Here is a 26,556-nt window from a genome sequence, read left to right on the forward strand (position 1 = left end):
GCCAGCCGCGGCCGGGGAGCGCGAGGCAGGATCGGGGCATGGAGCTGGACTTTGAACGGTGTTACCGGGCCGTCGACAGCCGCGACCCGCGGTTCGACGGCTGGTTCTACACCGGCGTGACGTCGACCGGGATCTACTGCCGGCCGTCCTGTCCGGCGATGACGCCGAAGCGGCAGAATGTCCGCTTCTTCCCGTCGGCCGCCGCCGCGCAGGGAGCCGGGCTGCGGGCGTGCCGCCGGTGCCGGCCGGACGCGGCGCCAGGTTCCCCCCAGTGGGACGTCCGGGCCGACCTGGTCGGCCGCGCCATGCGGCTGATCGCCGACGGCGTGGTCGACCGCGACGGGGTGCCCGGGCTGGCCGGCCGGCTGGGCTACACCGAGCGGCACCTGCACCGGATGCTCCAGGCCGAGCTGGGCGCCGGCCCGCTGGCGCTGGCCCGGGCGCAACGCGCGCAGACCGCCCGGATCCTCATCGAGACCACCGGTCTCGGCCTGGCCGAGGTGGCCTTCGCCGCCGGGTTCGGCAGCGTCCGGCAGTTCAACGAGACGCTCCGTGAGGTCTACGGCGGCACCCCGTCCGAGCTGCGCGCCGGGCGACGCGGCCCGGCCTCGGCCACCGGGGCGGGCACGCTCTCGCTGCGGCTGGCGTACCGGCCACCACTGCACGCGGTCGCGCTGCTGGACTTCCTCGCGCTGCGCGCTCTGCCCGGCGTCGAGGTGGTCCGCGACGGCACCTACCACCGGGCGGTGCGCCTGCCGCACGGTCCCGGCACGGTGGCGCTGACCCCGTCCGACGGGCACGTGGCCGCCACGCTGCAGCTGGCCGACATGCGTGACCTGGCCCCCGCGGTGGCCCGCTGCCGCCGCCTGCTCGACCTGGACGCCGACCCGGTCGCGGTGGACGCCACCCTGGCCGCCGACCCGGCGCTGGCCCCGGCAGTTGCGGCCGAGCCAGGCGTCCGGCTCCCGCACGCGGTAGACGGCTTCGAGCTGGCCGTCCGCGCCGTCGTGACCCAGCAGGTCTCGCTGAGTTCGGCGCGGACCACGCTCACCCGCCTGCTCTCTGCCACCCGGTCGGCGAGCGGTTCAGGCACCGACGACCCGGCGGACGGCCTGGTGGCGTTCCCGGGTCCGGCGGAGGTGCTCGCGGCGCCGGACCCGGCGTTCCGGATGCCGGCGGCCCGCCGGGAGACGATCCGGGCGCTGGCCCGCGCCGTCACCGACGGGAAGCTGGACCTGGAACCCGGGGGCGACCGGGAGGAGACGGTCCGGCTCCTGGCAGCGGTGCCCGGCGTCGGCCCGTGGACCACCGGCTACCTGGCCATGCGCGCACTCGGCGACCCCGACATCGCCCTCACCACCGACCTGGGCGTACGCCGCGGCGCAACCGCGCTCGGCCTGCCCGACACCCCGAAGACCCTGCTCGCGTACGCCGACCGCTGGCGCCCCTGGCGGTCCTACGCGACGATCCGACTCTGGAGAGCAGCATGAGCACTGTGGACAGCACCGTCATCGACACACCCGTCGGCCCGTTGAGCGTGCTCGCCGGCCCCGACGGCGCGGTACGCGCGGCCGGCTTCACGCCCGACCCGGCGGCCCTGGCGCCGTTGACCCACCAGAGCCTGCGCGGCGACCTGCGGGAGCGGGCCGACCTCGGGCCGGTGACCGCTGCCGTACGGGCCTACCTGGACGGAGACCTCGCCGCGATCGACGCGATCCCGGTGGAGCAGCACAGCGGCGGGCTCTTCCTGACGCACGCCTGGCAGGTGCTGCGCGACGTCAAGCCCGGCGATCCGGTCACCTACACCGGGTTCGCCGCACTGGCCGGGCGACCCGCCGCGGTCCGCGCCGCCGCGGCGGCCTGCGCGCGCAACGCCGCAGCGCTCTTCGTGCCCTGTCACCGGGTGCTGCGCACCGACGGCACGCTCGGCGGCTACCGCTGGGGCCTGCACGTGAAGAAGTGGCTTCTCGGGCATGAGGGACGGGTGACGGCTAGCTGACAGCGGAAACGTCACCCCCGACGGCTACCGTCGGGTAGTGCCCGCGCCCAGCGACGGCAACCCCGCGGCGCATATCGACGCCCGGTCCCAGCCCCTGCGCAACCTCTGGCGGCTGCGGTCCTACCTGCGCCCGTACGCGACCGAGTTCGCCTGGCTGCTGGTGGCGGCGCTCGCGGCCACCGCGGCGAGCCTGGCCGTTCCGCTCGTGGTGCAGCGGGTGGTCGACGGGCCGGTGGCCCGGCACGACGAGGCCGGGCTGCTGCGGCTCGGCGGCCTCGCGCTGCTGCTCGGGCTGGCCGAGGCGGTCCTCATCTTCATCCGCCGGTGGACCCAGTCGTCGTCCTCGGTCGGCATGGAGGCGGCCATCCGCGCCGACATCTACGCCCACCTGCAACGCCTCCCGGCCGGCTTCCACGACCGTTGGCAGTCCGGCCAACTGCTGTCCCGGATCACCAGCGACCTCTCGGTGATCCGGCGGTTCCTCTCCTTCGGACTGCTGTTCCTGGTGCTCAACCTGATCACCTACGCCGCCGTGGTGGTGCTGCTGATCCGGCTGCACCCCTGGCTGGGGTCGCTCGTCGCGGCCAGCGCCGTACCGCTGTTCCTGATCAGCCGCCGCTTCGCCCGGCACTACCACGCGGCGTCGCGCCGGATGCAGGACCAGCAGGGTGACGTCGCCACGCTCGTCGAGGAGACCGCGCAAGGGCTGCGCACCATGCGGGCCTACGGGCGAGGGCCGGAACTGGCGGCCCGGTTCACCGTCGGCGCGCGCCGGCTGCACGACACCGGGATCGGCAAGGCGCGGCTGCTGGCCCGCACCTCGGCGCTGTTCGACCTGGTGCCCAACCTGACCCTCGGCGCGGTCCTGGTGACCGGCGCGGCCGCGGTCGCCGGTGGCGGGATGTCCATCGGGGAGCTGGTCGCGTTCGTCAGCCTTCAGCTCATGCTGATCTGGCCGGTGCAGTCGCTCGGCTGGATCATCGCCAACGGTCAGGAGGCCGCCACCGCAGCCGACCGGATCCAGGAGGTGCTCGACACCCGGCCGACGATCGTGGACGCGCCGCACGCCCGGTCGCTGGATCGCGCCGACGTACGCGGCCGGCTCCGCTTCGAGGGGGTCACCTTCCGCTACCCGGGCACCTCGGCGCCGGTGCTGCACGACCTGGACCTGACCGTCGAGCCGGGCGAGACGATGGCGATCGTCGGCGTCACCGGCTGCGGCAAGAGCACGCTGCTGTCGCTCGTCCCCCGGCTGCACGAGGTGACCGGCGGCCGGATCACAGTCGACGGGCGCGACCTGCGTGACCTGCGGCTCGGCTCGCTGCGCCGGCTGGTCGGGGTGGCGTTCGAGGAGCCGACCCTGTTCTCCATGTCGGTCTGGGAGAACCTGACGCTGGGGCGGCCGGACGCGGGCGAGGAGGAGGTCCGGGCGGCGCTGGCGCTGGCGCAGGCGGACTTCGCGTACGAGCTGCCCTGGGGGCTGGCCACCCGGGTCGGCGAACAGGGGCTGTCGCTGTCCGGCGGGCAGCGGCAGCGCCTCGCGCTGGCCCGCGCGGTGCTCGGGCGGCCCGCCCTGCTGGTGCTCGACGATCCGCTCTCCGCGCTCGACGTGCACACCGAGGCGCTCGTGGAGGCGGCGCTGCGCCGGGTGCTGCGGGAGAGCCGCACCACGGCGCTGCTGGTGGCGCATCGCCCATCCACTGTGGCGCTGGCGGACCGGGTGGCGCTGCTGGACAGCGGCCGGATCGTCGCCGTCGGCACCCACTCGGAGCTGCTGGCCCGGGTACCGGCGTACCGGGCGGTGCTCTCCGCCGAGCCGGAGCGCCGTTCCGACGGCGTCGGTCTGGTGCGCTCGTGACCGGCGGCGCGCCGCGGGTGCCCCGGCCCCGCGACGCGCCAGGCGACACCGGCGCGCGCACCGCCGGGCACCGGAGGTCGCACGACGCAACCGGTGCACGCCACGACGACGCGAACCGCACCGGCGGACGCGACGACCTCTCCCGCTGGCGCGGACGGGCCACCGACCCGGACGCCGACCGCAGCCGCGCCGAGGACTCCTCCCCGGCGGCGGTGACCCGGCTCCGCGCCCGCAGCCGGCTGCTGCTGCGGCAACTGCTGCGCCCGCACCGGCGTGCGCTGGGGCTGGCGGTGGCGCTGCTGCTGGCCCAGAACGCCGCCGCGATGTCCGGGCCGTACCTCGTCATGCTCGGCATCGACCGGGGCATCGGGCCGTTGCGGTCAGGCGATCCCGGCCCGCTGATCGCGGTCGCCGCCGCGTTCGTCGTCGCAACCGCCGTCGAGTACGCGGCCCGGCGCGCGTTCCTCAGCCTCGCCGCCCGGATCGGCCAGGCCGTCCTGCTGGACCTGCGACGACGGGTGTACGGGCATTTCCTCCGCCTCGACGTCGGTTTCCACGAGCGCTACACCTCCGGCCGGATGGTGGCCCGGTTGACGAGCGACCTGGAGTCGATCGCCGAGCTGGTCGACGGGGGCATCGACAAGCTGGTGATGGCGGGGCTGTCGGTGCTGTCCGTGGCGGGCATCCTGCTCTGGCTAGACCCGCCGCTGGCGGCGGTGACGTTGCTGGCCTTCCCGTTCCTGTTCATGCTGTCGCGCTGGTTCGCCCGCGCCTCGGCGGGCGCGTACCGGCGCACCCGGGAGGCGGTGGCGCTGGTCATCGTGCACTTCGTCGAGTCGCTGCGCGGGATCCGGGCGGTGCAGGCGTACCGCCGGGAGCCCCGCAACGAGCGCATCTTCGCCGCCGTGAACGACGACTACCGGCGCTCCAGCCTGCGCGCGTTCCGGCTGATCGCGATCTACTCGCCGGGTATCCGGCTGATCGGCAACCTGACCACGGCGGTGGTGCTCGGGTACGGCGGGTGGCGGGTGCTGGGCGGCGGCGTGGAGGTGGGCGTGCTCGCCGCGTTCCTGCTCTACCTGCGCCGGTTCTTCGAGCCGATGGAGGAGCTGAGCCAGTTCTACAACGCGCTCCAGTCGGCGACCGCCGCGCTGGAGAAGCTGGCCGGGGTGCTGGACGAGCGTCCGGCGGTGGCCGAACCGGCGGACCCGGTGCCGCTGCCGGCCGGGTCGCCGCGCGGGGCTGTGACGTTCCGCGCCGTCGACTTCGGCTACCGACGGCAGACGCCGATCCTGTCCGGCCTGGACCTGACCGTGCCGCCCGGGCAGACAGTGGCGCTGATCGGGCCGACCGGCGCCGGGAAGTCCACAGTCGCGAAACTGCTGGCCCGGTTCCACGACCCGGACGCGGGCGCTGTCGACCTGGACGGGGTGGACCTGCGCGACCTGGCCGACGCCGAGCTGCGCCGGGCGGTGGTGCTGGTGACCCAGGAGACCCACCTGTTCAGCGGATCCGTGGCCGACAACATCAGGTTCGGGCGGCCGGACGCCGACGACGAGGCGGTGGTCGCGGCCGCGCGGGCGATCGGCGCGCACGACTTCATCGCCGCGCTCCCCGACGGGTACGCCACGGACGTGCACCGGCGCGGCGGCCGGCTCTCCGCGGGGCAGCGGCAGCTCGTCGCGTTCGCCCGGGCGTTCCTCGCCGACCCCCGGGTGCTGATCCTGGACGAGGCGACCTCGGCGCTGGACGTGCCGACCGAACGGCTGGTGCAGCGGGCGCTGCACCAGGTGTTGCGCGACCGGACCGCGCTCGTCATCGCCCACCGGCTGTCCACCGTGGAGACGGCGGACCGGGTGCTGGTGCTCGACGGCGGCCGGATCGTGGAGGACGGCCCACCGGCCGAACTGGTCGCGGCCGACGGCCGCTACGCCGCCCTGCACCGCCAATGGCGCGACTCCCTCCTCTAACCCTCCCTCTGGCCCTCGCCGATCTTGCACTTACGGCCCACGGGATGCCCCAAAAGCGGCTTGTGCCGGGGCGGCAAGTGCAAGATCGGCGCGGACGCGCAGGGTGGGGAAAGTCGTGGATCGGGGCAGCCGGGCTGCCTACCATCGGCTGATGACCGACACGACGATCAGCGCCCGCGGCGGCGTCCCCGAGCGTCCGAGCCTGGACGGCCTCGAGGAGACCTGGGCCCGCCGCTGGCAGTCCGACGGGACGTACGCGTTCGACCGCACAAAGGAGCGGTCGGACGTATACGCGATCGACACTCCCCCGCCGACCGTGTCGGGCGAGCTGCACATGGGGCACGTCTTCTCGTACACCCACACCGACGCGGTGGCCCGGTTCCAGCGGATGCGCGGGCGGACCGTCTTCTACCCGATGGGCTGGGACGACAACGGGCTGCCCACCGAACGCCGGGTGCAGAACGTGTACGGCGTGCGCCCCGACCCGGCGCTGCCGTACGACAGGGACTGGCGACCGCCGGCCGCGCCGGTCGACGACGCGGCCCGGAAGAACCCGACGGCGATCTCCCGGCGCAACTTCATCGAGCTGTGCGAACTGCTCACGGTGGAGGACGAGAAGGCGTTCGAGGCGCTGTGGCGGCGGCTCGGGCTGTCCGTGGACTGGTCGCTGACGTACACCACGATCGGGTCGGCGGCCCGCGCGGCCAGCCAGCGCGCGTTCCTGCGCAACCTGGCGCGGGGCGAGGCGTACCAGGCCGAGGCGCCGACGCTGTGGGACGTCGGGTTCGGCACCGCTGTGGCGCAGGCGGAGCTGGAGGACCGGGAGCGGCCGGGCGCGTACCACCGCCTGCGGTTCACCGGTCCGGACGGCCGCGAGGTGCTGATCGACACCACCCGGCCGGAGTTGCTGCCGGCCTGCGTGGCGCTGGTCTGCCACCCGGACGACGAGCGGTACGCGGACCTGGTCGGCGCGGCTGCGCGTACCCCGGTGTTCGGGGTCGAGGTGCCGGTGCGCGCGCACCCGCTGGCGGACCCGGCCAAGGGCACGGGCATCGCGATGGTCTGCACGTTCGGTGACCTGAACGACGTGACCTGGTGGCGTGAGCTGCGGCTGGACACCCGGGTGGTGATCGGCCGGGACGGGCGGCTGCTGCCGGAGCCGCCGGCCGGCGTGCCGGCGGAGCCCTACGCGGCGCTGGCCGGGCAGACCGTCAACGGCGCCCGGCGGACGCTGGTGGAGCTGCTGGCGGACGCGGGTGACCTGGTGGGCGAGCCACGTCCGATCACCCACCCGGTGAAGTTCTACGAGCGCGGCGACCGGCCGCTGGAGATCGTCTCGACCCGGCAGTGGTATCTGCGCAACGGTGGCCGGGACGCCGACCTGCGGGCGGAGCTGCTGGCCCGGGGGCGGGAGCTGCGCTGGGTGCCGGAGCACATGCGGCACCGGTACGAGCACTGGGTGGGTGGCCTCACCGGTGACTGGCTGGTCAGCCGGCAGCGGTTCTTCGGCGTGCCGGTGCCGGTGTGGTACCGGCTCGACGACACTGGCGAGCCGGACTGGTCCCACCCTCTCACACCGGACGAGGCGACACTGCCGATCGACCCGAGCAGCGAGCCGCCGCCCGGATACGAGGAGTCGCAGCGCGGCGTGCCCGGCGGTTTCACAGGTGACCCGGACGTGCTGGACACCTGGGCCACCTCCTCGCTGACCCCGCAGATCGTCGGCGGCTGGGAGAGCGATCCGGACCTGTTCGCCCGGGTCTTCCCGATGGACCTGCGCCCGCAGGGGCACGACATCATCCGTACCTGGCTGTTCGCCACAGTGGCCCGCGCCCATCTGGAGCACGGCACGCTGCCCTGGCACACGGCGGTGCTCTCCGGCTGGATCCTCGACCCGGACCGCAAGAAGATGTCGAAGTCCAAGGGCAACGTGGTCACGCCGATGGCGCTGCTGGAGCAGAACGGGTCCGACGCGGTCCGCTACTGGGCCGCCAACGGCAAGCCGGGCACGGACCTCGCCTTCGACCCCGCCCAGGTCAAGGTGGGCCGCCGGCTGGCCACCAAGCTGCTCAACGCGTCGCGGTTCGCGCTCGGGCTGGGCGCCGCCGACGCGCTGCGGGCCGCGGCGACGCAACCGCTGGACACCGCGATGCTCGCCGAACTGTCCGGCGTGGTCGCGACCGCGACCACCGCCTTCGACGGGTACGACCACACAGCCGCCCTGATGGCCACCGAGGCGTTCTTCTGGCGGTTCTGCGACGACTACATCGAGTTGGTGAAGGAGCGCGCCTACGGCACCGGGCCGGCGGCGGACTCGGCCCGGGCGGCGCTGGCAACCGCGCTGTCGGTGCAGTTGCGCCTGTTCGCGCCGGTGCTGCCGTTCGTCACCGAGGAGGTCTGGTCGTGGTGGCGGTACGGCTCGGTGCACCGCGCGCCGTGGCCGACCACGTACGAGGTGGGCCGCGCGACGCAGGCGCCGGGCGACCCGGAGCTGCTCCGGCTGGCCGCGGACGCGCTGGGTCAGGTGCGCCGCGCCAAGTCGGAACGGAAGCTGTCGATGAAGGCGGACGTGCCGCTGGCCGAGGCGCTCGGACCGGCGGCGGTGCTCGACAAGCTCGGCACGGTCGCCGACGACCTGCGGGCGGCGGGCCGGATCGCGAAGCTGGACCTGCTGCCCGACCGCACCACCGAACTGGTCATCGCCTGCGCGTTCTGACCAGCTCCGCGCACACGAGGGGCGGCCGGCGTGACGCCGGCCGCCCCTCGGTGGTGCGTGGCTCAGTCGGCCGCGCAGGCCGCCTTGAGCTTGTCCCGGGCGGCGGTGAGATCCGCCCTGCTCGGCGCCTTGCCCGGCGCCTTGGCCCAGGCGTCGGCGAGGTCGGCCATCTCGGTCGCGACGCCCTTCACCGCGCTGTTGACCTCGTCGCTGCTTGTGAAGGCGTGCGTGTAGAGCGTCGCCGCTCCGGCCGAGTACTGCGCGCTGACCGCGGAATGGCCGGCCGGCGGGCCGATCTTCTCCGCCTCGGCCACCTCCTTCAGGGCGGCCGTGATGTCCTTCTCCGCCGTCGCGCAGGTCGTCCGGGTGGCGGCGTCGAGACCCGCCGGAGCCGGGGTCACCGGCGGCACGGACGTGGCGGCCGGCGCGGAGGGCGCCGCCGACCCGGCCGAGGGCGTGTCGTCGCCGCAGCCGGACATGACGATCATCGCCACCGCGGCCGGAGCGAGCAGGGCGAGTCGAGCTGAACGCAAGGTGTTCTCCCCGTGTCGGTGTCGTAGCCGCCGCAAACTAGCAGACCGGACACGGCAGGGCGGAACCCGTTTTCCGTCGCGAACGCCGGAAAACGGGTTCCGCCCCGGGGATCAGCTCGTCTCGCCGGCCACGCTGAACGAGCGCAACCGGTCAATCGCCAGCACGGTGAAACCGACCGCCACCAGCGCGGTGAGCACCGCCGCGACCGGCACCGAGACACTGGTGCCGAGCAGCGGCGTCGGCGCCATCTTGTCGGCCAGGGCGATCACCCACTGCTGGATCGACAGCACCCGGGTGCCGCCGACGAACCGGCCGAGCAGGCCCTCCCAGATCAGCACGTAGACCAGGCCGAGCAGCACCGGCCGCCGGGTCACCAGGCTCAACGCCAGGAACAACGCCGAGTACGCCAGCGCGCCCGCCGCCGAGGCGACGACCAGCGCGAGTCCGAGGCGTACCGAGTCGGCCAGCACGCCCGCGACGTAGATCGGAATGCCCACCGTGACCGCGCTGACGCCGGCCGCCACCGCCAGCTTCGGCAGCACGATCTGCCAGCGCGGCAGCGGCTTGGTGAGGATGTGCACCACGGTGCCGTCGTCGATCTCCGCGCCCAGCACGCCGGTGCCCACAACCAGGGCGACCACCGGCAGCACCACTGCCAGGCCGAGGCCGACGAGCACCGGCGGCCCCCACTGGCCCGGGTCCACGCCGAGCGACCGGCAGAGCACCGCCAGGCCGATCAGGATCAGCGGCAACGGCAGCAGCATGAGGAACCGGCTCCGGCCGAACAGGCCGCGCGCGGTGATCCAGGTGACTGTCGACATCATGCCTCCACCAGATACGAGAAGACGCTCTCCAGCGACTCGTCCTCCGGCAACAACTGCCGGACCCGGATGCCGTGCCGGAGCGCGATCCGGGGCAGGGCCCGGGTGAACGCGCCGTAGTCGCCGGCCTTGACGGTCAGGCCGGTACGGCCCAGCTCGACGCCGGAGACCGACGCCTCGGCCATCAGCGCCACCGCCAGGGCGCGGTCGTCGGTGGAGCGAACCGCGAAGACGTGCGGCCGGTTGGTCATCAGGCGGCGGATGGTCCGGTAGTCGCCGGAGGCGGCCAGCCGGCCGGCGACCATCACCTGGACGGTGCCGGAGACCTGCTCGACCTCCTCCAGGATGTGCGAGCTGAACAGGATGGTCCGTCCCGTGTCGCCGAGCCGGTGCAGCAGCGCCATCATGTGCAGCCGCTGGCGCGGGTCCATCCCGTTGAACGGCTCGTCGAGCAGCAGCACCTGCGGGTCGTGCACCAGCGCGGCGGCGACCCGGGTGCGTTGCCGCATGCCCTTGGAGTAGGTGCCGATGCGGCGGTTCTGCGCGTCCTCCATCTCGACCAGCTCGATCGCCCGCCGCGCCGCCGCCTCCGGGTCGGGCAGCTGGTGCAGCTTCGCGCTCGCCAGCACGAACTCGTACGCGCTGAGGAACGTGTGCACCGCCTCGCGCTCGCTGACCAGGCCGAGCTGCCGGTAGACGGCGGGGTTGCGCCAGGTCGGCGCCCCGTCCAGCGTCACCGTGCCGCGCGACGGCGACAGGAAGCCGGCCATCATGTGCAGCAGCGTCGTCTTCCCGGCGCCGTTGGGGCCGAGGAGACCTGTCACGCCGGGGCCGAGCCGCATGGTGACGTCGTTCACCGCCACCACGTTGCCGTACCAGCGGGAGACGCCCGCCAGGTCGAGCGTGCTCGTCGCGGTGGCGGGCGCGCCGGCCGTCGACTGGGTGCTGATCGCCGTCATCGGGCGGCCACCTTCCGGTATCGCAGGAGCAGCAGGCTGACGCAGCCGGCGACCAGCAGCACGGCGACCGCGGCGTAGACCGGCCCGAAGTCGCCGATCGGGATGCCGCCGCCCTGGCCCTGGGTCAGCGCGTCGCCGAGCGCCCAGTTGCCCACGCCGGCGACGAGCGTCGGCGGCGAGGCGAGGAACGCCAGCTCGTTGACTGTGGTCGACGGCAGGATGCTCAGTACGCCGACCACCGGCGTGGTCATCAGGAAGACTGCCACGATGCCGCCGGCGGCGAACGCGCGCTTGCCGGTGAGCGAGGCGACCAGCAGGGCGATCGAGCCGAACACCACCGCCCACAGCCCGGCGTAGAGCAGGCCGGGCAGCAGGTCGAGCAGCTCGTCCCACACCCCGCGTACGCCCCGGTTCGCGGTGAACGCGGCGCCGAGGAACATCACCAGCTGGGGGCCGCCGAGCAGCAGCCAGAGCGCTGTCACGAGCGCCAGTAGCTTGGACAGGGCGTAGTCGCCGCGCGGCAGCGGCCGGGAGAAGTACAGCGGCAGCACGCCGCTGCGCAGGTCGCGGGAGACCAGCTCGGGCGCGGCCACCGCGGCGAAGAAGATGACGAGCCAGCTCATCGCGTCGGCGAACTGGGCGTACGTCATCACCACCTCGCCGATCTGGCTGCGTACCGCGGTGAGCCCGGCGGCCACGACGGTGACCACGGCGACCACCAGCCAGGGGAAGATCTTCGCCTTGGCGCTGCGGCCGAACCCGAAGACGGTACGCACACCGTGCGCGTAGAGCGCGCCGAAGACCTGCCGGCGGCCGAGCCGCGGCCCGGTGTAGCGCTGGTAGCCGATGTCGTGGATGACCCCGGTTGCGTCAGACATGGCTGGGCTCCCTCGTGGCGAAGAGCTCGGCCACCCGGTGCCGCCGCTGGTCCAGCCGGTGCAGCGGCAGGTCCAGCTCGGCGACCGCGCCGAGGATCTGGTCGTAGGTGGCGTCGTCGGCGAGCGGGACGAGCAGCAGCCGCCCGTCGCGGGTCACCGGCAGGTCGAGCGCGGCGAGCCGGGCGGCCAGCTCGTCGGTGCCCTCGCTCACCTCGACGGCGAGCACGTCGGTGGCGGTGGTCATGGCGGACACCCGGTCCGCGCGCAGCAACCGGCCGCCGTCGATGGCGACGAGCGTGTCGCAGATCCGCTCCACCTCGCCGAGCAGGTGCGAGCAGACCACCACCGAGATGCCGAATTCCGTGCCGATCCGGTGGATCAGCGCGAGCATGGCGTCCCGGCCGGCCGGGTCGAGGCCGTTGGTCGGCTCGTCGAGCAGCAGCAGATCGGGATCGTGTACGAGCGCCTGGGCGAGCTTGACCCGCTGCTTCATGCCGGTGGAGTAGCCACCGACGGCCCGGTGCCGCTCCTCGTGCAGGCCGACGTGGCGCAGCGCCTCGGAGGCGCGTTCCCGGGCGACGGTGCGCGGCAGCCCGCTGATCCGCCCCAGGTGGGTGACCAGCTCGGCGGCGGACAGGTCGGGCGGGAGGGCGTCGTGCTCGGGCATGTAGCCGACCCGGGCGCGGACCGCGGCCGGATCGGTGGTCGGGTCGAGGCCGAGCACCTGTACCCGGCCGCTGGTCGGCGGGAGCAGACCCAGCAGGATCTTGATCAGAGTGGACTTGCCGGCGCCGTTCGCGCCCACCAGCCCGATGATCCCCGGCTCGACCGACACGGTGAGGTCGGCCAACGCGGTGACCCGGCCTCCGTACGTCTTGGTCAGCGACTCGGTCGCGAGCAGTGTCACGCCGTTCAGCGTAGGACTCCGGCGCCGCGCCGGAGCCCGTCCTGACCCGGGCGATCCCCTGATCCCTCGGCTCCGGGCCCCCTAGGTGGCCCGGGACGGGGTAGCGGCGGCGTGAGGAAGCTGCCACCGTGTGTGGGCGGAACGGACCGGGCGCCCCGGTCCGATCGGACCGTAGGGGGCGGTATGAGCGGGGGAACCGACCGGCCGGCGGTGAGCGTCGTGGTGCCCACGTACAACTGCGGGGCCCACCTCGACCCGCTTGTCGCGTCGCTGTCGCGGCAGGGGCTGCCGCCCGGCGGATACGAGGTGATCTTCGCCGACGACGGATCGACCGACGACACGCCGCGTCGCCTGGACGAGCTGGCCGCCGCCGACCCGCAGGTACGGGTGCTGCACCTGGAGCACTCGGGCTGGCCGTCGCACCCGCGCAACCAGGGGCTGGAGCAGGCGCGCGGCGAGTACGTCTTCTTCGCCGACGACGACGACTGGTTCGGCGACGAGGCGCTGGCCCGCCTGCACGCCTGCGCCCACGACCACGACGCGGACATCGTCATCGGGCGGATGATCGGGCACCGGCGGGGCGTACCGCGGGAGCTGTTCCGGGAGAACCGGTTCGACGCCACGCTGGCGAACGCGCCGCTGGCCGACAGCATGACCTGCCACAAGCTGTTCCGGCGGTCCTTCCTCGACCGGCACGGGCTGCGGTTCCCGGAGGGCCGTCCGCGACGCCTGGAGGACCACCGGCTGATGGCGGCTGCCTATCTGCTCGCCGAGCGGGTCTGCGTGCTGGCCGACCACCCCTGCTACCACCACGCCCGCCGGGAGGACGCGGGCAACGTCACCGCCACCCGGATGGACCCGGCGGAGTACTACGCGGCCCTCCGGAAGGCGCTGGACATCGTGGACGCCCACCGGCCGCCGGCCGCGGCCCGCCTCCGGCTGCACCGGCGCTGGCTGCGCAAGGAGATGCTGAACCGGCTGCGCGGGCAGGCCCTGCTGAGCGCGCCGGAGCACTGGGTCGAGCAGGTGGCGGACGAGGTGGGGCAGCTCGTGAAGGAGCGTGTCGCGCCGGACGCCGTCGCCGGGGTGCCGCCGATGTACCAGGTGATCGCCCATCTCGCCGCGCAGGGGCGGATGGCGGACCTGCGCCGGCTGGCGGAGTGGGAGGTGAGTGTCCGGGCCCACGCCGCCGTCGACCGGTGGCAGGTGGAGGGACGGACGCTGACTGTCGCCGTCTCCGCCCACCTGCGCGCCGGCGACGAGCCGCTGCGCTTCGACGAGCGAGGGCTGCCGGTGCTCCCGGTGGCCGAGGCGACGCCCGACGGTGTCGTGATGCGGGCCGGCGGGGCGAGGACCGACGTCGTGATCCGCCGCCGGGAGACCCGGGAGGAGTTCTTCCTGCCGGTCGACGCCACCACCGAGCCGGCCGCCGACGGCCAGGTCTGCCACCGCAGCACCGCCACCGTCGACTTCGCGGCGCTCGACGGAGGCCGGGCCCGGGGCACCTGGGAGGTCCGGGCCCGGGTGATCCAGGCCGGGTGGGCCCTGGACGCGAACCTGCCGCTCGTGGTGCGCTGCGCGGCCGACGGCGGCCCGCCCCGGGTGGAGGACCCGCGCCGGCTCCGCGCCCGGATCCGGCGGGCGGTCCGGCGGATCCGGGATCGCACGCTCGGCCGGACGGCGCGCGCCGGGAGCCGTTCGCACGATCGACCGGCGGCGGCCCGCCGGTAAGGATTCGATGACCCCGGTTCGTCCTCGGCGCTCTCGCCGGAACGCGCGATTACCGGGAGGCCGGGTGGCGCTCTCGACCGATCGCCGGTGGGCTGCGAAACTGTGTGCCGGCCGGCGAGTTGGGGGTTCGATGAGCAACGGGTGGCTGCTGCCCGAGGACGTTCTGCGGGATGCGCCGTCGTACGCGCCCAGGCCCGCTGAGCTGGCCGATCTCCAGTTGTTGCTGAGTGGGGCGTACGCGCCGCTCACCGGTTTCATGAGCCGGGCCGACCTGACCTCGCTGAGCCGGCGCGGCCGGCTGGCCGACGGCACGCCGTGGCCGGTGCCGGTGACGCTCCAGGTGCCGGCCGCGCTGGCCGACGGGCTCGACCCGGCGGACCCGGCCCGCCGGGCGGTGGTGCTCACCGACGGCGAGGGTGCGCCGGTGGCGGCGATGGACGTGACAGACGTCTGGCCGGGCCGTGAGGGCATGGTGGGCGTCGGTGGCACCGTACGCCGCCTGGGCGACGGCGGCCACGGACCGTTCCAGCGCCTGCGGCGCGGCCCGGAGGAGGTACGCGGCCTGCTGCCGCCGGGCCGGGTGCTCGGGGTCTTCGCCGACCGTCCGCTGCACCGCCCGCAACTGGCGCAGATCGCGCACGCGGCCCGCACGCTCGGCGCGCACCTGCTGGTGCTGATCCCGGTGGGCGAGGGGTCGAGCGGTGGTCTGCCGTCCGAGGCGCTGGTGCGTACCGTGTTCGCCGCCCGCGACCGGATGCCCCCGGCGACGCTGGTGGCGGTGCCGCTGGCCCGTCGGCGCGACGAGATCAGCGACGCGCTGCTGCGGGCGCGGGTCGCCGCCGCGTACGGCGTGACCCACCTGCTCTCCACCGAGGGCATGCTCTCCGGCGCCGGCCTGCGCGTGCTGGTGCCCCGCGAGCTGGCCTACGACAACCGGGACGGGCAGTGGCGCTGGCGCGAGGACATCCCGCCGCGCAACCGCCGGCTGGCGCTGAGCGCGGAGGAGATCGACGACCTGCTGGACCGGGGCTTCCCGCTGCCCGAGTGGCACACCCCGCCGGCGGTGGCGAAGGAACTGGTCCGGGCCCGCCCGCCGCGGCGGTACCGGGGTCTGGTGATCTTCCTGACCGGGCTGTCCGGCTCGGGCAAGTCGACCATCGCCCGGGGCCTGGCCGACGTGCTCCGCGAGCAGGGCGACCGCACTGTGACGCTGCTCGACGGCGACGTGGTGCGGCGGGAGCTCTCCGCCGGGCTCGGGTTCAGCAAGGCCGACCGGGATCTCAACGTGCGCCGGATCGGCTGGGTGGCCGCCGAGATCGCCCGGCACCGCGGGGTCGGCATCTGCTGCCCGATCGCGCCGTACGCGGCGGCCCGCGCCAACGCGCGGGAGATGGCCGAGGCGGCCGGCGCGGGCTTCCTGCTGGTCCACGTGGCGACGCCGCTCGAAGTCTGTGAGCAGCGCGACCGCAAGGGCCTGTACGCCCGCGCCCGGGCCGGCCTGCTCACCGGGATGACCGGCATCGACGACCCGTACGAGGAGCCGACCGACGCCGATCTCGTGGTGGACACCTCCGACCTGTCCGTCGAGGAGGCCATCGGCCGGGTGATGGAACACCTCACCGAGACTGGCTGGGTGGAGCCCCGCCTCCAACCCGCCTGACCGCCGGCCGCGTACCGGCACGTCAGCACCGACCGCCGTCGTCCAGCCTCTGGACGGCGGCGGTCTCGCGTCGTCCCTCATTGCGCGGTAGTGTTCGTCTTTGTTGGAACACGTTCGACCACGTGACATCGCGCGGTCGGTGACGCTCGGAGGTGTGCCCGGGATGCTGGCGCGGCAGCGGCAGACGGCGATCCTGGAACGACTGCGTCTCGCCGGTGGCGTCCGGGTCACCGAGCTGGCCGCCGAGTTCGGCGTGTCCGACATGACCATCCGCCGCGACCTGGACACGCTGCACGAGCAGGGCCTGCTCGCCAAGGTGCACGGCGGCGCGACGCCGGCCGGCCCCGGTTCGACAGACGAGCCCGGCTTCCGCGCCAAGGCCGACCGCCAGGCCGCCGAGAAGGCAGCGATCGCCGACCACGCCGCCCGGCTGGTCCGGCCCGGCGCCGCCATCGCGCTCTCCGCCGGCACCACCACCGCCGAGCTGGCCCGGCGGCTGGTCGACGTGCCCGGCCTCACAGTGGTCACCAACTCGCTGCCGGTGGCGGAGGCGCTGCACGTCGGCGGCCGGCCCGACCAGACAGTGGTGCTCACCGGCGGGGTACGCACGCCGTCGGACGCGCTCGTCGGTCCGCTCGCCGTGGCCGCGATCGCCGCGCTCCACCTGGACGTGCTCTTTCTCGGCGTGCACGGGATCAGCGAACGGGCCGGGTTCACCACGCCCAATCTGATGGAGGCGGACACGAACCGGGCGCTCGTGGCCGCCGCGGACCGGCTCGTGGTGCTGGCCGACCACACCAAGTGGGGCACCGTCGGCATCTCGTCGATCGTGCCGCTGGACGCGGCAGACGTGCTGGTCACCGACGGCCGGTTGGCACCCGAGGCACGACGGGTACTCGAGGACAGGGTGGGCGAGCTGGTGACGGTGCCCGCGAAGAGGGGGGCGGAGTGAAGCGTACGCAGATCGCGCTGGCCGACGGCCGCGAGCTGATCTACTTCGACGAGCGGGACGACGCAGTCCGGGACCAGCCGGACCGGCGGGACCTGCCCCCTCCCCCGCCCGCCTCGCAGCTGCGGTACGACCCGCTGACCGACGAGTGGGTGGCGGTGGCGGTGCACCGGCAGACCCGCACGTTCCTGCCCCCCGCCGACCAGTGCCCGCTGTGCCCGTCCCGGGGCGACCGGCACAGCGAGATCCCGGCGCCGAACTACGACGTGGTCGTGTTCGAGAACCGGTTCCCGTCGCTGAGCCAGCGGGTGGCCGACGAACCGGCCGAGATCACGCCGTTCACCCCGGTACGGCCCGGGCGCGGCAAGTGCGAGGTGGTCTGCTTCACCGACGACCACAACGCCTCGTTCGCCCGGCTCTCCCCGAGCCGGGTGCGCACGGTGCTGGACGCGCTCGCCGACCGCACCACAGCGCTGAGCGCGCTGCCCGGCGTGGAGCAGGTCTTCCCGTTCGAGAACCGGGGCGTGGAGATCGGCGTGACGCTGCATCACCCGCACGGCCAGATCTACGCGTACCCGTTCGTCACGCCGCGCACCCGCGACATGCTGGCCGCCGCCCGGCGGCACGCCGAACGCACCGGGGGCAACCTGTACGCCGACGTGCTGGCCGCCGAGCGCGCCGCCGGGGAGCGGGTGGTGACGAGCAACGAGCACTGGACCGCGTACGTCCCGGCGGCGGCGCGCTGGCCGTTCGAGGTGCACGTGGCGCCGCACCGGCCGGTGCCCGACATCCCGGCGCTCGACGACGCCGAGCGGGACGCGTTCGGGCCGCTCTACCTGGACCTGCTGCGCCGCTTCGACGGGCTGTTCGACCTGCCCATGCCGTACATCGCGGCCTGGCACCAGGCGCCGGTACGGATCGACCGGGAGCTGGGCCACCTGCACCTGCAGCTGTTCAGCATCCGGCGCGCCAAGGACAAGCTGAAGTACCTGGCCGGGTCGGAGTCCGGCATGGGCGTGTTCATCAACGACATCGCCCCCGAGCGAGCCGCCGAACTGCTCCGCGCCGCGTGAAAGGAAGGGCCCCCTGTTAACGCCTGCGGTAGAGGAAGGGCCCCTTGTTAACAACCGCGGCCCGCGCATGGGGGCGCGGGGGGCCCGGGACAGGACCCCCCGCAGGGAAGGGACGGCTGGCTGCGCTCAGCAGCCACGAAGGTCGGCCGGCCGGCGCGCGACCGTGACCCACCTTCCTGGACGCGACTGGCATCTCGTCCACCCTGTCAACGAGAGCGCACCGAGCGAGGTCACGCCGCCCCGACGGCCCTGAGGTGTTAAAAAGGGCCCCTTCTACAACGCGAGGCGTTAAGAAGGGGCCCTTCCTTGCACGTCAGGCGGCGAGCCGGCGGGCCAGGTTCTCGTCGAGCGCGTTCATGAACTCGTCGGTGGTCAGCCACGGGGCGTCCCGCGAGATGAGCAGCGCGAGGTCCTTGGTCATCTGGCCGCCCTCGACGGTGTCCACGATGACCTTCTCCAGCGTGTCGGCGAACTCGGTGACCGCCGGGGTGCCGTCCAGCTTGCCCCGGTGGGCCAGGCCCCGGGTCCAGGCGTAGATCGAGGCGATCGGGTTGGTCGAGGTCTTCTCGCCCTTCTGGTACTGCCGGTAGTGCCGGGTGACGGTGCCGTGGGCGGCCTCGGCCTCGACGGTGCGGCCGTCCGGGGAGAGCAGCACCGAGGTCATCAGGCCGAGCGAGCCGAAGCCCTGCGCCACGGTGTCGGACTGCACGTCACCGTCGTAGTTCTTGCAGGCCCAGACGTACCCGCCCTCCCACTTGAGCGCGGCGGCGACCATGTCGTCGATCAGCCGGTGCTCGTAGGTGAGGCCGGCGGCGTCGAACTCGGCCTTGAACTCGCTCTCGAACACCTCGGCGAAGATGTCCTTGAACCGGCCGTCGTACGCCTTGAGGATGGTGTTCTTGGTGGACATGTAGACCGGGTAGTTGCGGTCCAGGCCGTACCGGAACGAGGCGCGGGCGAAGTCCCGGATCGACTCGTCGTAGTTGTACATGCCCATGGCGATGCCGCCGCCGGGGAATTTGGCGACCTCCATCTCCATCGGGGTGCCGCCGTCGGCCGGGGTGTAGGTGATGGTCACCGTGCCCGGGCCGGGGACGACGAAGTCGGTGGCCTTGTACTGGTCGCCGTGCGCGTGCCGGCCGATGATGATCGGCTTGGTCCAGCCCGGGACGAGCCGCGGCACGTTCGACATGATGATCGGCTCGCGGAAGACCACGCCGCCGAGGATGTTGCGGATGGTGCCGTTCGGCGACCGCCACATCTTCTTCAGGCCGAACTCCTCCACCCGGGCCTCGTCCGGGGTGATGGTGGCGCACTTGACGCCGACGCCGTGCTCCTTGATGGCGTTCGCGGCGTCGACCGTGACCTGGTCGTCGGTGGCGTCACGGTGCTGGATCGACAGGTCGTAGTAGTGCAGGTCGACGTCGAGGTAGGGCAGGATCAGCTGCTCCCGGATCTGCTTCCAGATGATCCGGGTCATCTCGTCGCCGTCGATTTCCACGACCGGGTTGTTTACCTTGATCTTCGCCATCGGCCGGCGCTCCTCTCGGGGGACACGTGCTCAAGCAGTACGAGCGTACTGGAAACTGGTCGGCAGTCCCCAGGCGGCCCGGGGTGGACCGCCGGAAAGCGGGCTGCGCCGCACCGCGACCCGCTGGCATCATCGTCCGGATGCCGCGCAGCCGCACTCTCGGGTCTATCACGGTCACCGCGCTCTCCGACGGCGAGGGGCCCTTCTTCCAGCCCCGCGGCGAGGCGTTTCCCGGCGCCACGGAGGCGCACTGGCGGGCGGCCGACCGGCTCGACCCGGGCGCGGTGACCGCCGACGGCCGGTGGTGGCTGCGGTTCCGCGCCTTCGCCGTGCGGTCCGGCGACGGTCCGGTCACCCTTGTCGACGCCGGGATCGGCCCGGCCGACTCGCTCGCCGCGAGCTGGGCGCCGGTCCCGGGCCGGCTGCCCGCGGAGCTGGCGGCCGCCGGCATCGACCCGGCCGACGTCCGCACGGTGGTCCTCACCCATCTGCACACCGACCACGTGGGCTGGGCCGGCCCGCTCTTCCCGAACGCGGATCACCTGGTCCAGCGCGCGGAGCTGGACGCGCTGGAGCTGTTCCACCCGGAACTGCCGGCCCGGCTGCTGGGGCCGTTGCGCGCCGCCGGCCGGCTGCGGGTGGTCGACGGCGAGACCACCCTCACCCCGGGGGTACGGCTGCTGCACACGCCCGGGCACACGCCGGGCCACCAGTCGGTGCTCATCGAGGCGGACGACGATCGTCTCCTGGTCACCGGCGACCTGCTGGTGCACGCGATCCAACTGGTCGCCCCGGAGCTGGCATACGCCCACGAGGAGGACCCGGACACGGCCCGCCATTCCCGTCAGCACCTGCTGGCAACCCTCTCCCCCGCCGTCCTTGCCACCCCTCACCTGACCGCCCCCTTCACCCCCCACCCACCCCCCGATTGATCATGAGGTTGGCGGCCGAGTTGATCTCCATTTCCGCCGTCAACTTCATGATCGACGGGGAGAACCGCGGGCAGGACAGCAGAAGGCCCGCCGCGGAAGCCGGCGGGCCTTCGACGCGGTGGTACGGGCGTCACATGCTGGCGACGTCGCCCTGCTTGGCGCGGACCGCCTCGGCGGCCTCCTTCAGCGCGGCCAGCTCGTCGGCGTCCAGGTCGGTCTCGACGACCCGCTTCACGCCCTCGGCGCCGATCTCGGCCTCGACGCCCAGGTAGACGCCGGCGATGCCGTACTCGCCGTCGACCCAGGCGCAGACCGGCATGACCTCGCCGGAGTCCTCGGCCACGGCCTTCGCCATCCGGGCCGCGGCGGCGGACGGGGCGTAGTACGCGGAACCGGTCTTGAGCAGCGCGACGACCTCGGCGCCACCGTTGCGGGTCTTGACGACCAGCTCCTCGATCTGCTCGGCCGGCATGACGTCACGCAGCGGCTTGCCGTTCACAGTGCTCTTGGACGGCACCGGGACCATGGTGTCGCCGTGCGAGCCGAGCGTCAGGGTCCGTACCGACTTCACCGGTACGCTCAGCGCCTCGGCGACGAAGTTGGTGAAGCGGGCGGTGTCGAGCATGCCGGCCTGGCCGAGCACCCGGTTCTTGGGGAACTGGGTGGCGAGCTGGGCCAGCGCGGTCATCTCGTCGAGCGGGTTGGACACCACGATGACGACGGCGTTCGGGGCGTACTTGGCGACGTTCTCGGAGACCTGCCGGACGATCTTGGCGTTGGTCTCCAGCAGGTCCATCCGGCTCATGCCCGGCTTGCGCGGCAGGCCGGCGGTGATGACGACCACGTCCGAGCCCTCGATGGCGTCGTAGCCCTCGCCGTTCGGGCCGGTGGTGACGCCGACGACCTTGGTCTCGAAGCCCTCGACCGCGCGGGACTGGTTGAGGTCGAGCGCGAGACCCGCCGGCTTGCCCTCCACGATGTCGGTGATCACGACGGTGTCGAAGACGTCGTACTCGGCCAGGCGCTGTGCGGTGGTCGAGCCGTAGAAACCGGCGCCGACGACAGTGACCTTCTTACCCATGGTCGTCCCACTCCCTGATACCAGTCGGTTTTCCGGACCGTATCAGCCATCCTGGCACCGATCGGGCCAGGGGCAGACGGTTATGACCTGGCTGAGTGTCAGCCCGCCCGCTCGGCCCGTTCGACCACGTTGGTCAGGAGCATCGCGCGGGTCATCGGGCCGACGCCGCCGGGCATCGGCACCACCTTGCCGGCGACCTCGGTCACCTCCGGGTCGACGTCGCCGGTGTAGCGCCCCTTGCCGTCTTCGCCGATCACGCGGGTGATGCCGACGTCGACCACTGTCGCGCCCGGGTTGACCATGTCGGCGGTGAGCAGGCCCGGCACCCCGGCGGCGACGATGACGACGTCCGCGGCGCGGGTGTGCGCGGCGAGGTCGAGCGTGCCGGTGTGGCAGAGCGTCACTGTGGCGTTCTCGCTGCGCCGGGTCAGCAGCAGGCCCAGCGGGCGGCCGACGGTGTTGCCCCGGCCGACGACGGCCACGTTCGCGCCGCTCAGCGGCACGTCGTGCCGGCGCAGCAGCTCCACGATGCCGCGCGGGGTGCAGGGCAGCGGCGCGTCGTACCCGAGGACGAGCCGGCCCAGGTTGACCGGGTGCAGCCCGTCGGCGTCCTTGTCCGGGTCGATCGACTCCAGCGCGCGCTGGGTGTCGAGGTGCCCGGGGAGCGGGAGCTGGACGATGTAGCCGTGGCAGGCCGGGTCGGCGTTCAGCTCGGCGAGCGCCGTGTCGAGCTGCTCCTGGGTGGCGTCGGCCGGCAGCGTGACCCGCAGCGAGGCGATGCCGACCTCGGCGCAGTCGCGGTGCTTGCCGTTGACGTACGCCTGGGAGCCGGGGTCCTCCCCGACCAGCACCGTGCCGAGGCCGGGGGTGATGCCGCGTTCCGCGAGCGCCTTGACCCGGGCTCGTAGCTCGTCCTTGATCTCCGCCGCGGTGGCCTTGCCGTCCAGGATCGTCGCCGTCACGTCGTGATCGTCTCACGCCCGCGGGCGGGCCCGGACGACGACGGCCGACGATCACGCTGCGCAACGTGCCCTAAATCACGGAGAGTGACCAGTCACTGTGACGCAGCAGCCTGATCGCACCCTCGCAGGCAGGGACCGGACAGTGGTCACGGGCACCCCAGAACCTCCCGGGCACACCCGCACGGAACACCAACGGCCAAGGAAAGGCCAGGAAGGAGCGGGGTTTAGCACGCGTCAGCGGCAGCGACAAGGCGGGGCGAGCACGATCCGTCATCGATCCACCACGCGCCAGTTGTCGATGGGCCGGACCGCGACCTACCGTTACCGCTCGTTGCGCAGAGTCACCCAATGTCGGGACGACCGCGCAGCGTGAGGAGATGAGGAGACCACATGCGTGTTCGTAGGCTCGCGGCCTGGGCCGCGCTCCCGCTCGCGGTGACGCTGGGTCTGACGGCCTGCGGCTCGGGCGGCGGCAGCGGCGGTGCCAGCAACCCCGACGCGGCCGTGCGGATCGAGATCGCCGAGCCGCAGCACCTGGTGCCCACAAACACCAACGAGACGAGCGGCTCCCAGGTCCTGTCGGCCCTGTTCAGCCCGCTCGTCGACTACGACGAGGCGAACAAGCCGCACGAGGTGGCGGCGGACTCGGTGACGACGTCGGACAACAAGGTCTGGACGATCAAGCTGAAGCCCGGCTACACGTTCCACAACGGCGAGAAGGTCACCGCCGACAACTACATCGACGCCTGGAACTACGGCGCGTACGCCCCGAACGGCCAGAACTCCAGCTACTTCTTCGAGAAGGTGGCCGGCTACGACGACCTCCAGGGCGAGACGCCGAAGGCGAAGACGCTCAGCGGCCTGCAGAAGGTCGACGACCTGACCTTCACGGTGACGCTCGCCGAGCCGTACGTGGACTTCAAGTCCATGCTCGGCTACACCGCCTTCTACCCGCTGCCCGAGGCGGCCTTCTCCGCGCCGGGCGTGCTGGCCGAGGGCTACGAGCAGGCCCCGATCGGTCAGGGCCCGTTCAAGATGAAGGGCAGCTGGCAGCACGACGCCAAGGTCGAGGTGGAGCGCTACGACGCCTTCCCGGGCCAGCAGCCCAAGGTCGGCGGCGTCGAGTTCCGCATCTACCAGCAGCCGACCGCCGCGTACGCCGACGTGCTGTCGGACAACCTCGACGTGATCAAGACGATCCCGACCGAGAACCTGTCCACCGCCGCGACCGACCTGGGCGACCGCTACCAGCAGAGCCCGGCCTCGTCGCTGCAGGTGCTGGCCTTCCCGACGTTCCAGGAGGAGTTCAGCAAGCCCGAGGTGCGCAAGGCCATCTCGATGGCGATCGACCGGGACGAGATCACCAAGTCGATCTTCAAGGACTCGCAGCAGCCGGCCCGCTCGTTCGTCTCGCCGGTGGTCGCCGGCTACCGGGAGAACACCATCGGCACCGCCGGCGCGTTCGACCCGGTCAAGGCCAAGGCCGTGTACGAGGCCGCGGGCGGCCCGAAGAAGATCGAGCTGTCCTACAACGGCGACGGCGGTCACAAGGACTGGATCGACGCCACCTGCAACCAGCTCAAGGCCAACCTGGGCGTGGACTGCGTCGGCACCGCCGAGCCGAAGTTCGCGGACCTGCTGACCAAGCTCAAGCAGAAGCAGCCGGTCGGCCTGTTCCGGATGGGCTGGGTCATGGACTACCCGTCCATGGAGAACTACCTCGGCCCGCTGTACAGCAGCACCGGCTCGTCGAACTACTACGGCTACAGCAACCCGGAGTTCGACAAGCTGCTCGCCGAGGGCGCCCGGGCGGCGTCGGAGGACGAGGCGATCAAGAAGTACCAGGCGGCGGAGGACCTGCTCGCGCAGGACATGCCGGTGATCCCGCTGCGGTACGGGCAGAACAACTTCGGCCACTCGACCAAGGTCAAGAACGTCCACGTGGACCTCTTCGACCGGGTGGACCTGCTGAAGATCGAAATCGCCTGACACCCTGCTGACGGGCCGGGCCACCCCCACCGGGTGGCCCGGCCCTGGCATTGGCACGCATTTAACCCGTTTTCGGCAGACTTGCCAGCATGCTCCGGTTCATCCTGCGGCGACTGCTCCAGATGGTCCTCGCCTTCTTCGGGACCACTCTGATCGTCTACGCGCTGATGTTCGCCGGGCAGGGCGACCCGATCCAGGCCCTCGCCGGGGAGCGGCCGGTGACCGCCGCGCAGCGGGCCTACCTGACCGAGAAGTACCACCTGGACGCGACGGGTGTCGGCGGCTTCTTCTACCGCTACTTCGACTACCTCGGCAGCCTGGTCCGGGGCGACCTCGGACAGTCGCTGACCGGGCGGCAGATCAGCGACATCCTCGCCGCCGCCTGGCCGGTCACCCTCAAGCTGGCAGTGATCGCGATGGCGGTCACCGTGATCTTCGGGGTCACCGCCGGCGTGATCGCGGCCATCCGCCGCTCCGGCGTGTTCGACCACGCCACGCTCGTGGTCACGCTGCTGGTGCTCGGCATACCCACCATCGTGCTCGCGCCGCTGGCGCAGTACTTCCTCGGCGTACGGTGGCCGATCTTCCCGCCCACCGCCGGCGCCCAGCCGTCCTTCTACGCGCTGCTGCTACCAGGCATCGTGCTCGGCTCGCTGTCCCTGGCCACCGCGCTGCGGCTGACCCGGACGTCGGTGACCGAGAACCTGCGCGCCGACTACGTCCGCACCGCCCGCTCGAAGGGCCTGCGGCGACGCCGGATCGTCGGCGTGCACGTGCTGCGCAACTCGCTCATCCCGGTGATCACCTTCCTCGGCGTCGAGCTGGGCAACCTGATGGGCGGCGCGATCATCACCGAGGGCGTTTTCAACGTTCCCGGCGTCGGCTTCAACCTGTTCCGCGGCATCCGCACCGAGGACGGCCCGCTCGTGGTCGGCATCGTCAGCGTGCTCGTCGTGGTCTACCTGCTCTCCAACCTGGTGGTGGACGTGCTCTACGCCGTCCTCGACCCGAGGATCCGCTATGAGTGAGCGCAGCGAGGTGCGGCCGTGAGTGACTTCGAGACGGTGGCGGCGACGGAGAACCAGGCGGCGCGGCGCGGCGTCTCCGGCGAACCGGGCACGCCCGGCCGGGCCGGGCGGCCGGACCGGGCCCGCAGCCTGGCCGGGGACGCCTGGCGGGACCTGCGCCGCAACCCGGTCTTCTGGATCAGCCTGCTCCTGGTGGTGCTGGTCGCCGCGATGGCGGTGGCCCCCGGGCTGTTCGCCGCGAACGACCCGCGCGACTGCGTGCTCTCCCGCCAGCACGCCGGGCCGTCCGGCGGGGCCATCTTCGGGTACGACTTCCAGGGCTGCGACACGTTCGCCCGCGCGGTCTACGGCGCCCGCGCCTCGCTGCTCGTGGGCGCGCTCTCCGCGCTGATCACCGGCGTGATCGCGCTCGTCGTCGGGATGCTCGCCGGCTACTTCGGCGGCTGGGTCGACGCGGTGCTCTCCCGGGTGATCGACATCGTGCTCGGCATTCCCCTGCTGCTGGCCGCGATCGTCCTGCTCAAGCGGGTCAGCACCAGCGGCGACACGGTACGGCTGTTCGCGGTGATCTTCGTGCTGGCGCTGCTCGGGTGGACCACTGCGGCCCGGGTGGTCCGCTCCTCGGTGATCACCGCCCGGGAGCAGGACTACGTGGCAGCCGCCCGGATGCTCGGGGCCGGCAACGGCCGGATCATGTGGCGGCACATCCTGCCGAACGCGCTCGCCCCGGCCATCGTGGTGCTCACCATCGCGCTCGGCTCGTTCATCGCGGCCGAGGCGACGCTGAGCTTCCTCGGCATCGGCCTGAAGGCGCCGACCATCTCCTGGGGCATCGACATCGACGCCGGACGGGTGCACATGCGCGAGTCGGCGACGCCCCTGATCGTGCCGTCGGCCTTCCTCGCCCTGACCGTCCTCGCCTTCATCATGCTCGGCGACGCGATCCGCGACGCCTTCGACCCGAAGCTCCGGTGACCT

At 72.7% G+C, this 26,556-nt stretch carries 21 protein-coding genes; 13 read left to right on the forward strand and 8 right to left on the reverse strand.

Annotation, left to right across the window (positions count from 1 at the left end; all coding sequences use genetic code 11):
- Positions 1 to 38 precede the first annotated feature (38 nt).
- From FHU28_RS30185 to valS, 5 genes are all read left to right on the forward strand, one after another.
- Complete coding sequence (locus FHU28_RS30185; RefSeq protein ID WP_184688401.1) at positions 39 to 1,490, forward strand: AlkA N-terminal domain-containing protein; 1,452 nt, start codon at positions 39 to 41, stop codon at positions 1,488 to 1,490.
- Positions 1,487 to 1,999, forward strand: a complete 513-nt coding sequence (locus tag FHU28_RS30190; RefSeq protein ID WP_116508550.1) for a methylated-DNA--[protein]-cysteine S-methyltransferase — start codon at positions 1,487 to 1,489, stop codon at positions 1,997 to 1,999. The genes FHU28_RS30185 and FHU28_RS30190 overlap by 4 nt, the downstream gene beginning before the upstream one ends.
- A 37-nt stretch (positions 2,000 to 2,036) precedes the next feature.
- Positions 2,037 to 3,857 (forward strand): ABC transporter ATP-binding protein, encoded by a 1,821-nt coding sequence (locus FHU28_RS30195; RefSeq protein ID WP_184688403.1) that lies wholly within the window; start codon positions 2,037 to 2,039, stop codon positions 3,855 to 3,857.
- A complete protein-coding gene (locus FHU28_RS30200; protein WP_184688405.1) occupies positions 3,854 to 5,827 on the forward strand; it encodes an ABC transporter ATP-binding protein in 1,974 nt (657 codons plus the stop codon). The genes FHU28_RS30195 and FHU28_RS30200 overlap by 4 nt, the downstream gene beginning before the upstream one ends.
- Positions 5,828 to 5,978: 151 nt before the next feature.
- Positions 5,979 to 8,543: a valine--tRNA ligase gene (gene valS / locus FHU28_RS30205; protein ID WP_184688407.1), complete on the forward strand. Its 2,565-nt coding sequence runs from the start codon at positions 5,979 to 5,981 to the stop codon at positions 8,541 to 8,543.
- A gap of 62 nt (positions 8,544 to 8,605) precedes the next feature.
- On the opposite strand, the gene FHU28_RS30210 is transcribed toward valS, so the two are convergent.
- From FHU28_RS30210 to FHU28_RS30230, 5 genes are all read right to left on the reverse strand, one after another.
- Positions 8,606 to 9,037 carry a hypothetical protein gene (locus tag FHU28_RS30210; RefSeq protein ID WP_184690050.1) on the reverse strand — a complete coding sequence of 144 codons (432 nt, stop codon included), beginning with the start codon at positions 9,035 to 9,037 and terminating at the stop codon, positions 8,606 to 8,608.
- 150 nt (positions 9,038 to 9,187) lie between these two features.
- Positions 9,188 to 9,898, reverse strand: a complete 711-nt coding sequence (locus FHU28_RS30215) for an ABC transporter permease subunit (RefSeq protein WP_184688409.1) — start codon at positions 9,896 to 9,898, stop codon at positions 9,188 to 9,190.
- A complete protein-coding gene (locus FHU28_RS30220) occupies positions 9,898 to 10,857 on the reverse strand; it encodes an ABC transporter ATP-binding protein (RefSeq protein WP_184688411.1) in 960 nt (319 codons plus the stop codon). The genes FHU28_RS30215 and FHU28_RS30220 overlap by 1 nt, the downstream gene beginning before the upstream one ends.
- Positions 10,854 to 11,735, reverse strand: a complete 882-nt coding sequence (locus tag FHU28_RS30225) for an ABC transporter permease (RefSeq protein ID WP_184688413.1) — start codon at positions 11,733 to 11,735, stop codon at positions 10,854 to 10,856. The genes FHU28_RS30220 and FHU28_RS30225 overlap by 4 nt, the downstream gene beginning before the upstream one ends.
- Positions 11,728 to 12,642, reverse strand: coding sequence for an ABC transporter ATP-binding protein (locus tag FHU28_RS30230; protein WP_030501490.1), 915 nt, complete (start codon positions 12,640 to 12,642; stop codon positions 11,728 to 11,730). The genes FHU28_RS30225 and FHU28_RS30230 overlap by 8 nt, the downstream gene beginning before the upstream one ends.
- A gap of 183 nt (positions 12,643 to 12,825) precedes the next feature.
- On the opposite strand from FHU28_RS30230, the gene FHU28_RS30235 reads away from it, so the two are divergent.
- The 4 genes from FHU28_RS30235 (at position 12,826) to galT (ending at position 18,055) form a co-directional block, all read left to right on the forward strand.
- Entirely contained in the window at positions 12,826 to 14,373 is a 1,548-nt protein-coding gene (locus FHU28_RS30235; protein ID WP_184688415.1) for a glycosyltransferase family 2 protein, read from the forward strand.
- A gap of 130 nt (positions 14,374 to 14,503) precedes the next feature.
- On the forward strand, positions 14,504 to 16,033 hold the full coding sequence (cysC, locus tag FHU28_RS30240; RefSeq protein WP_184688417.1) for an adenylyl-sulfate kinase: 1,530 nt from the start codon (positions 14,504 to 14,506) through the stop codon (positions 16,031 to 16,033).
- Positions 16,034 to 16,196: 163 nt separating this feature from the next.
- A complete protein-coding gene (locus FHU28_RS30245) occupies positions 16,197 to 16,985 on the forward strand; it encodes a DeoR/GlpR family DNA-binding transcription regulator (protein ID WP_184688419.1) in 789 nt (262 codons plus the stop codon).
- Positions 16,982 to 18,055 (forward strand): galactose-1-phosphate uridylyltransferase, encoded by a 1,074-nt coding sequence (gene galT / locus FHU28_RS30250; protein WP_184688421.1) that lies wholly within the window; start codon positions 16,982 to 16,984, stop codon positions 18,053 to 18,055. Before FHU28_RS30245 ends, galT begins: the two co-directional genes overlap by 4 nt.
- Positions 18,056 to 18,368: 313 nt before the next feature.
- Here galT and FHU28_RS30255 read toward each other — a convergent pair whose 3' ends face one another.
- Positions 18,369 to 19,586 carry an NADP-dependent isocitrate dehydrogenase gene (locus tag FHU28_RS30255; protein ID WP_184688423.1) on the reverse strand — a complete coding sequence of 406 codons (1,218 nt, stop codon included), beginning with the start codon at positions 19,584 to 19,586 and terminating at the stop codon, positions 18,369 to 18,371.
- A 140-nt stretch (positions 19,587 to 19,726) separates the two neighbouring features.
- On the opposite strand from FHU28_RS30255, the gene FHU28_RS30260 reads away from it, so the two are divergent.
- Positions 19,727 to 20,518, forward strand: a complete 792-nt coding sequence (locus FHU28_RS30260; RefSeq protein WP_184688425.1) for an MBL fold metallo-hydrolase — start codon at positions 19,727 to 19,729, stop codon at positions 20,516 to 20,518.
- Between the two features lie 130 nt (positions 20,519 to 20,648).
- Here FHU28_RS30260 and mdh read toward each other — a convergent pair whose 3' ends face one another.
- Positions 20,649 to 21,599, reverse strand: coding sequence for a malate dehydrogenase (gene mdh / locus FHU28_RS30265; RefSeq protein ID WP_116508574.1), 951 nt, complete (start codon positions 21,597 to 21,599; stop codon positions 20,649 to 20,651).
- 98 nt (positions 21,600 to 21,697) lie between these two features.
- A complete protein-coding gene (locus FHU28_RS30270) occupies positions 21,698 to 22,561 on the reverse strand; it encodes a bifunctional methylenetetrahydrofolate dehydrogenase/methenyltetrahydrofolate cyclohydrolase (RefSeq protein ID WP_184688427.1) in 864 nt (287 codons plus the stop codon).
- Between the two features lie 390 nt (positions 22,562 to 22,951).
- Here FHU28_RS30270 and FHU28_RS30275 point away from each other — a divergent pair, with 390 nt between their 5' ends.
- The 3 genes from FHU28_RS30275 to FHU28_RS30285 all read left to right on the forward strand — a co-directional run bounded on the left by FHU28_RS30275 (position 22,952) and on the right by FHU28_RS30285 (position 26,553).
- On the forward strand, positions 22,952 to 24,550 hold the full coding sequence (locus FHU28_RS30275) for a peptide ABC transporter substrate-binding protein (RefSeq protein WP_184688430.1): 1,599 nt from the start codon (positions 22,952 to 22,954) through the stop codon (positions 24,548 to 24,550).
- Positions 24,551 to 24,639: 89 nt separating this feature from the next.
- Positions 24,640 to 25,578 carry an ABC transporter permease gene (locus FHU28_RS30280; RefSeq protein WP_184688433.1) on the forward strand — a complete coding sequence of 313 codons (939 nt, stop codon included), beginning with the start codon at positions 24,640 to 24,642 and terminating at the stop codon, positions 25,576 to 25,578.
- An 18-nt stretch (positions 25,579 to 25,596) separates the two neighbouring features.
- Positions 25,597 to 26,553, forward strand: a complete 957-nt coding sequence (locus FHU28_RS30285) for an ABC transporter permease (protein WP_030501500.1) — start codon at positions 25,597 to 25,599, stop codon at positions 26,551 to 26,553.
- Positions 26,554 to 26,556 lie beyond the last annotated feature (3 nt).

The sequence above is a fragment of the Micromonospora echinospora genome, from assembly GCF_014203425.1.
Taxonomy (GTDB): domain Bacteria; phylum Actinomycetota; class Actinomycetes; order Mycobacteriales; family Micromonosporaceae; genus Micromonospora; species Micromonospora echinospora_A.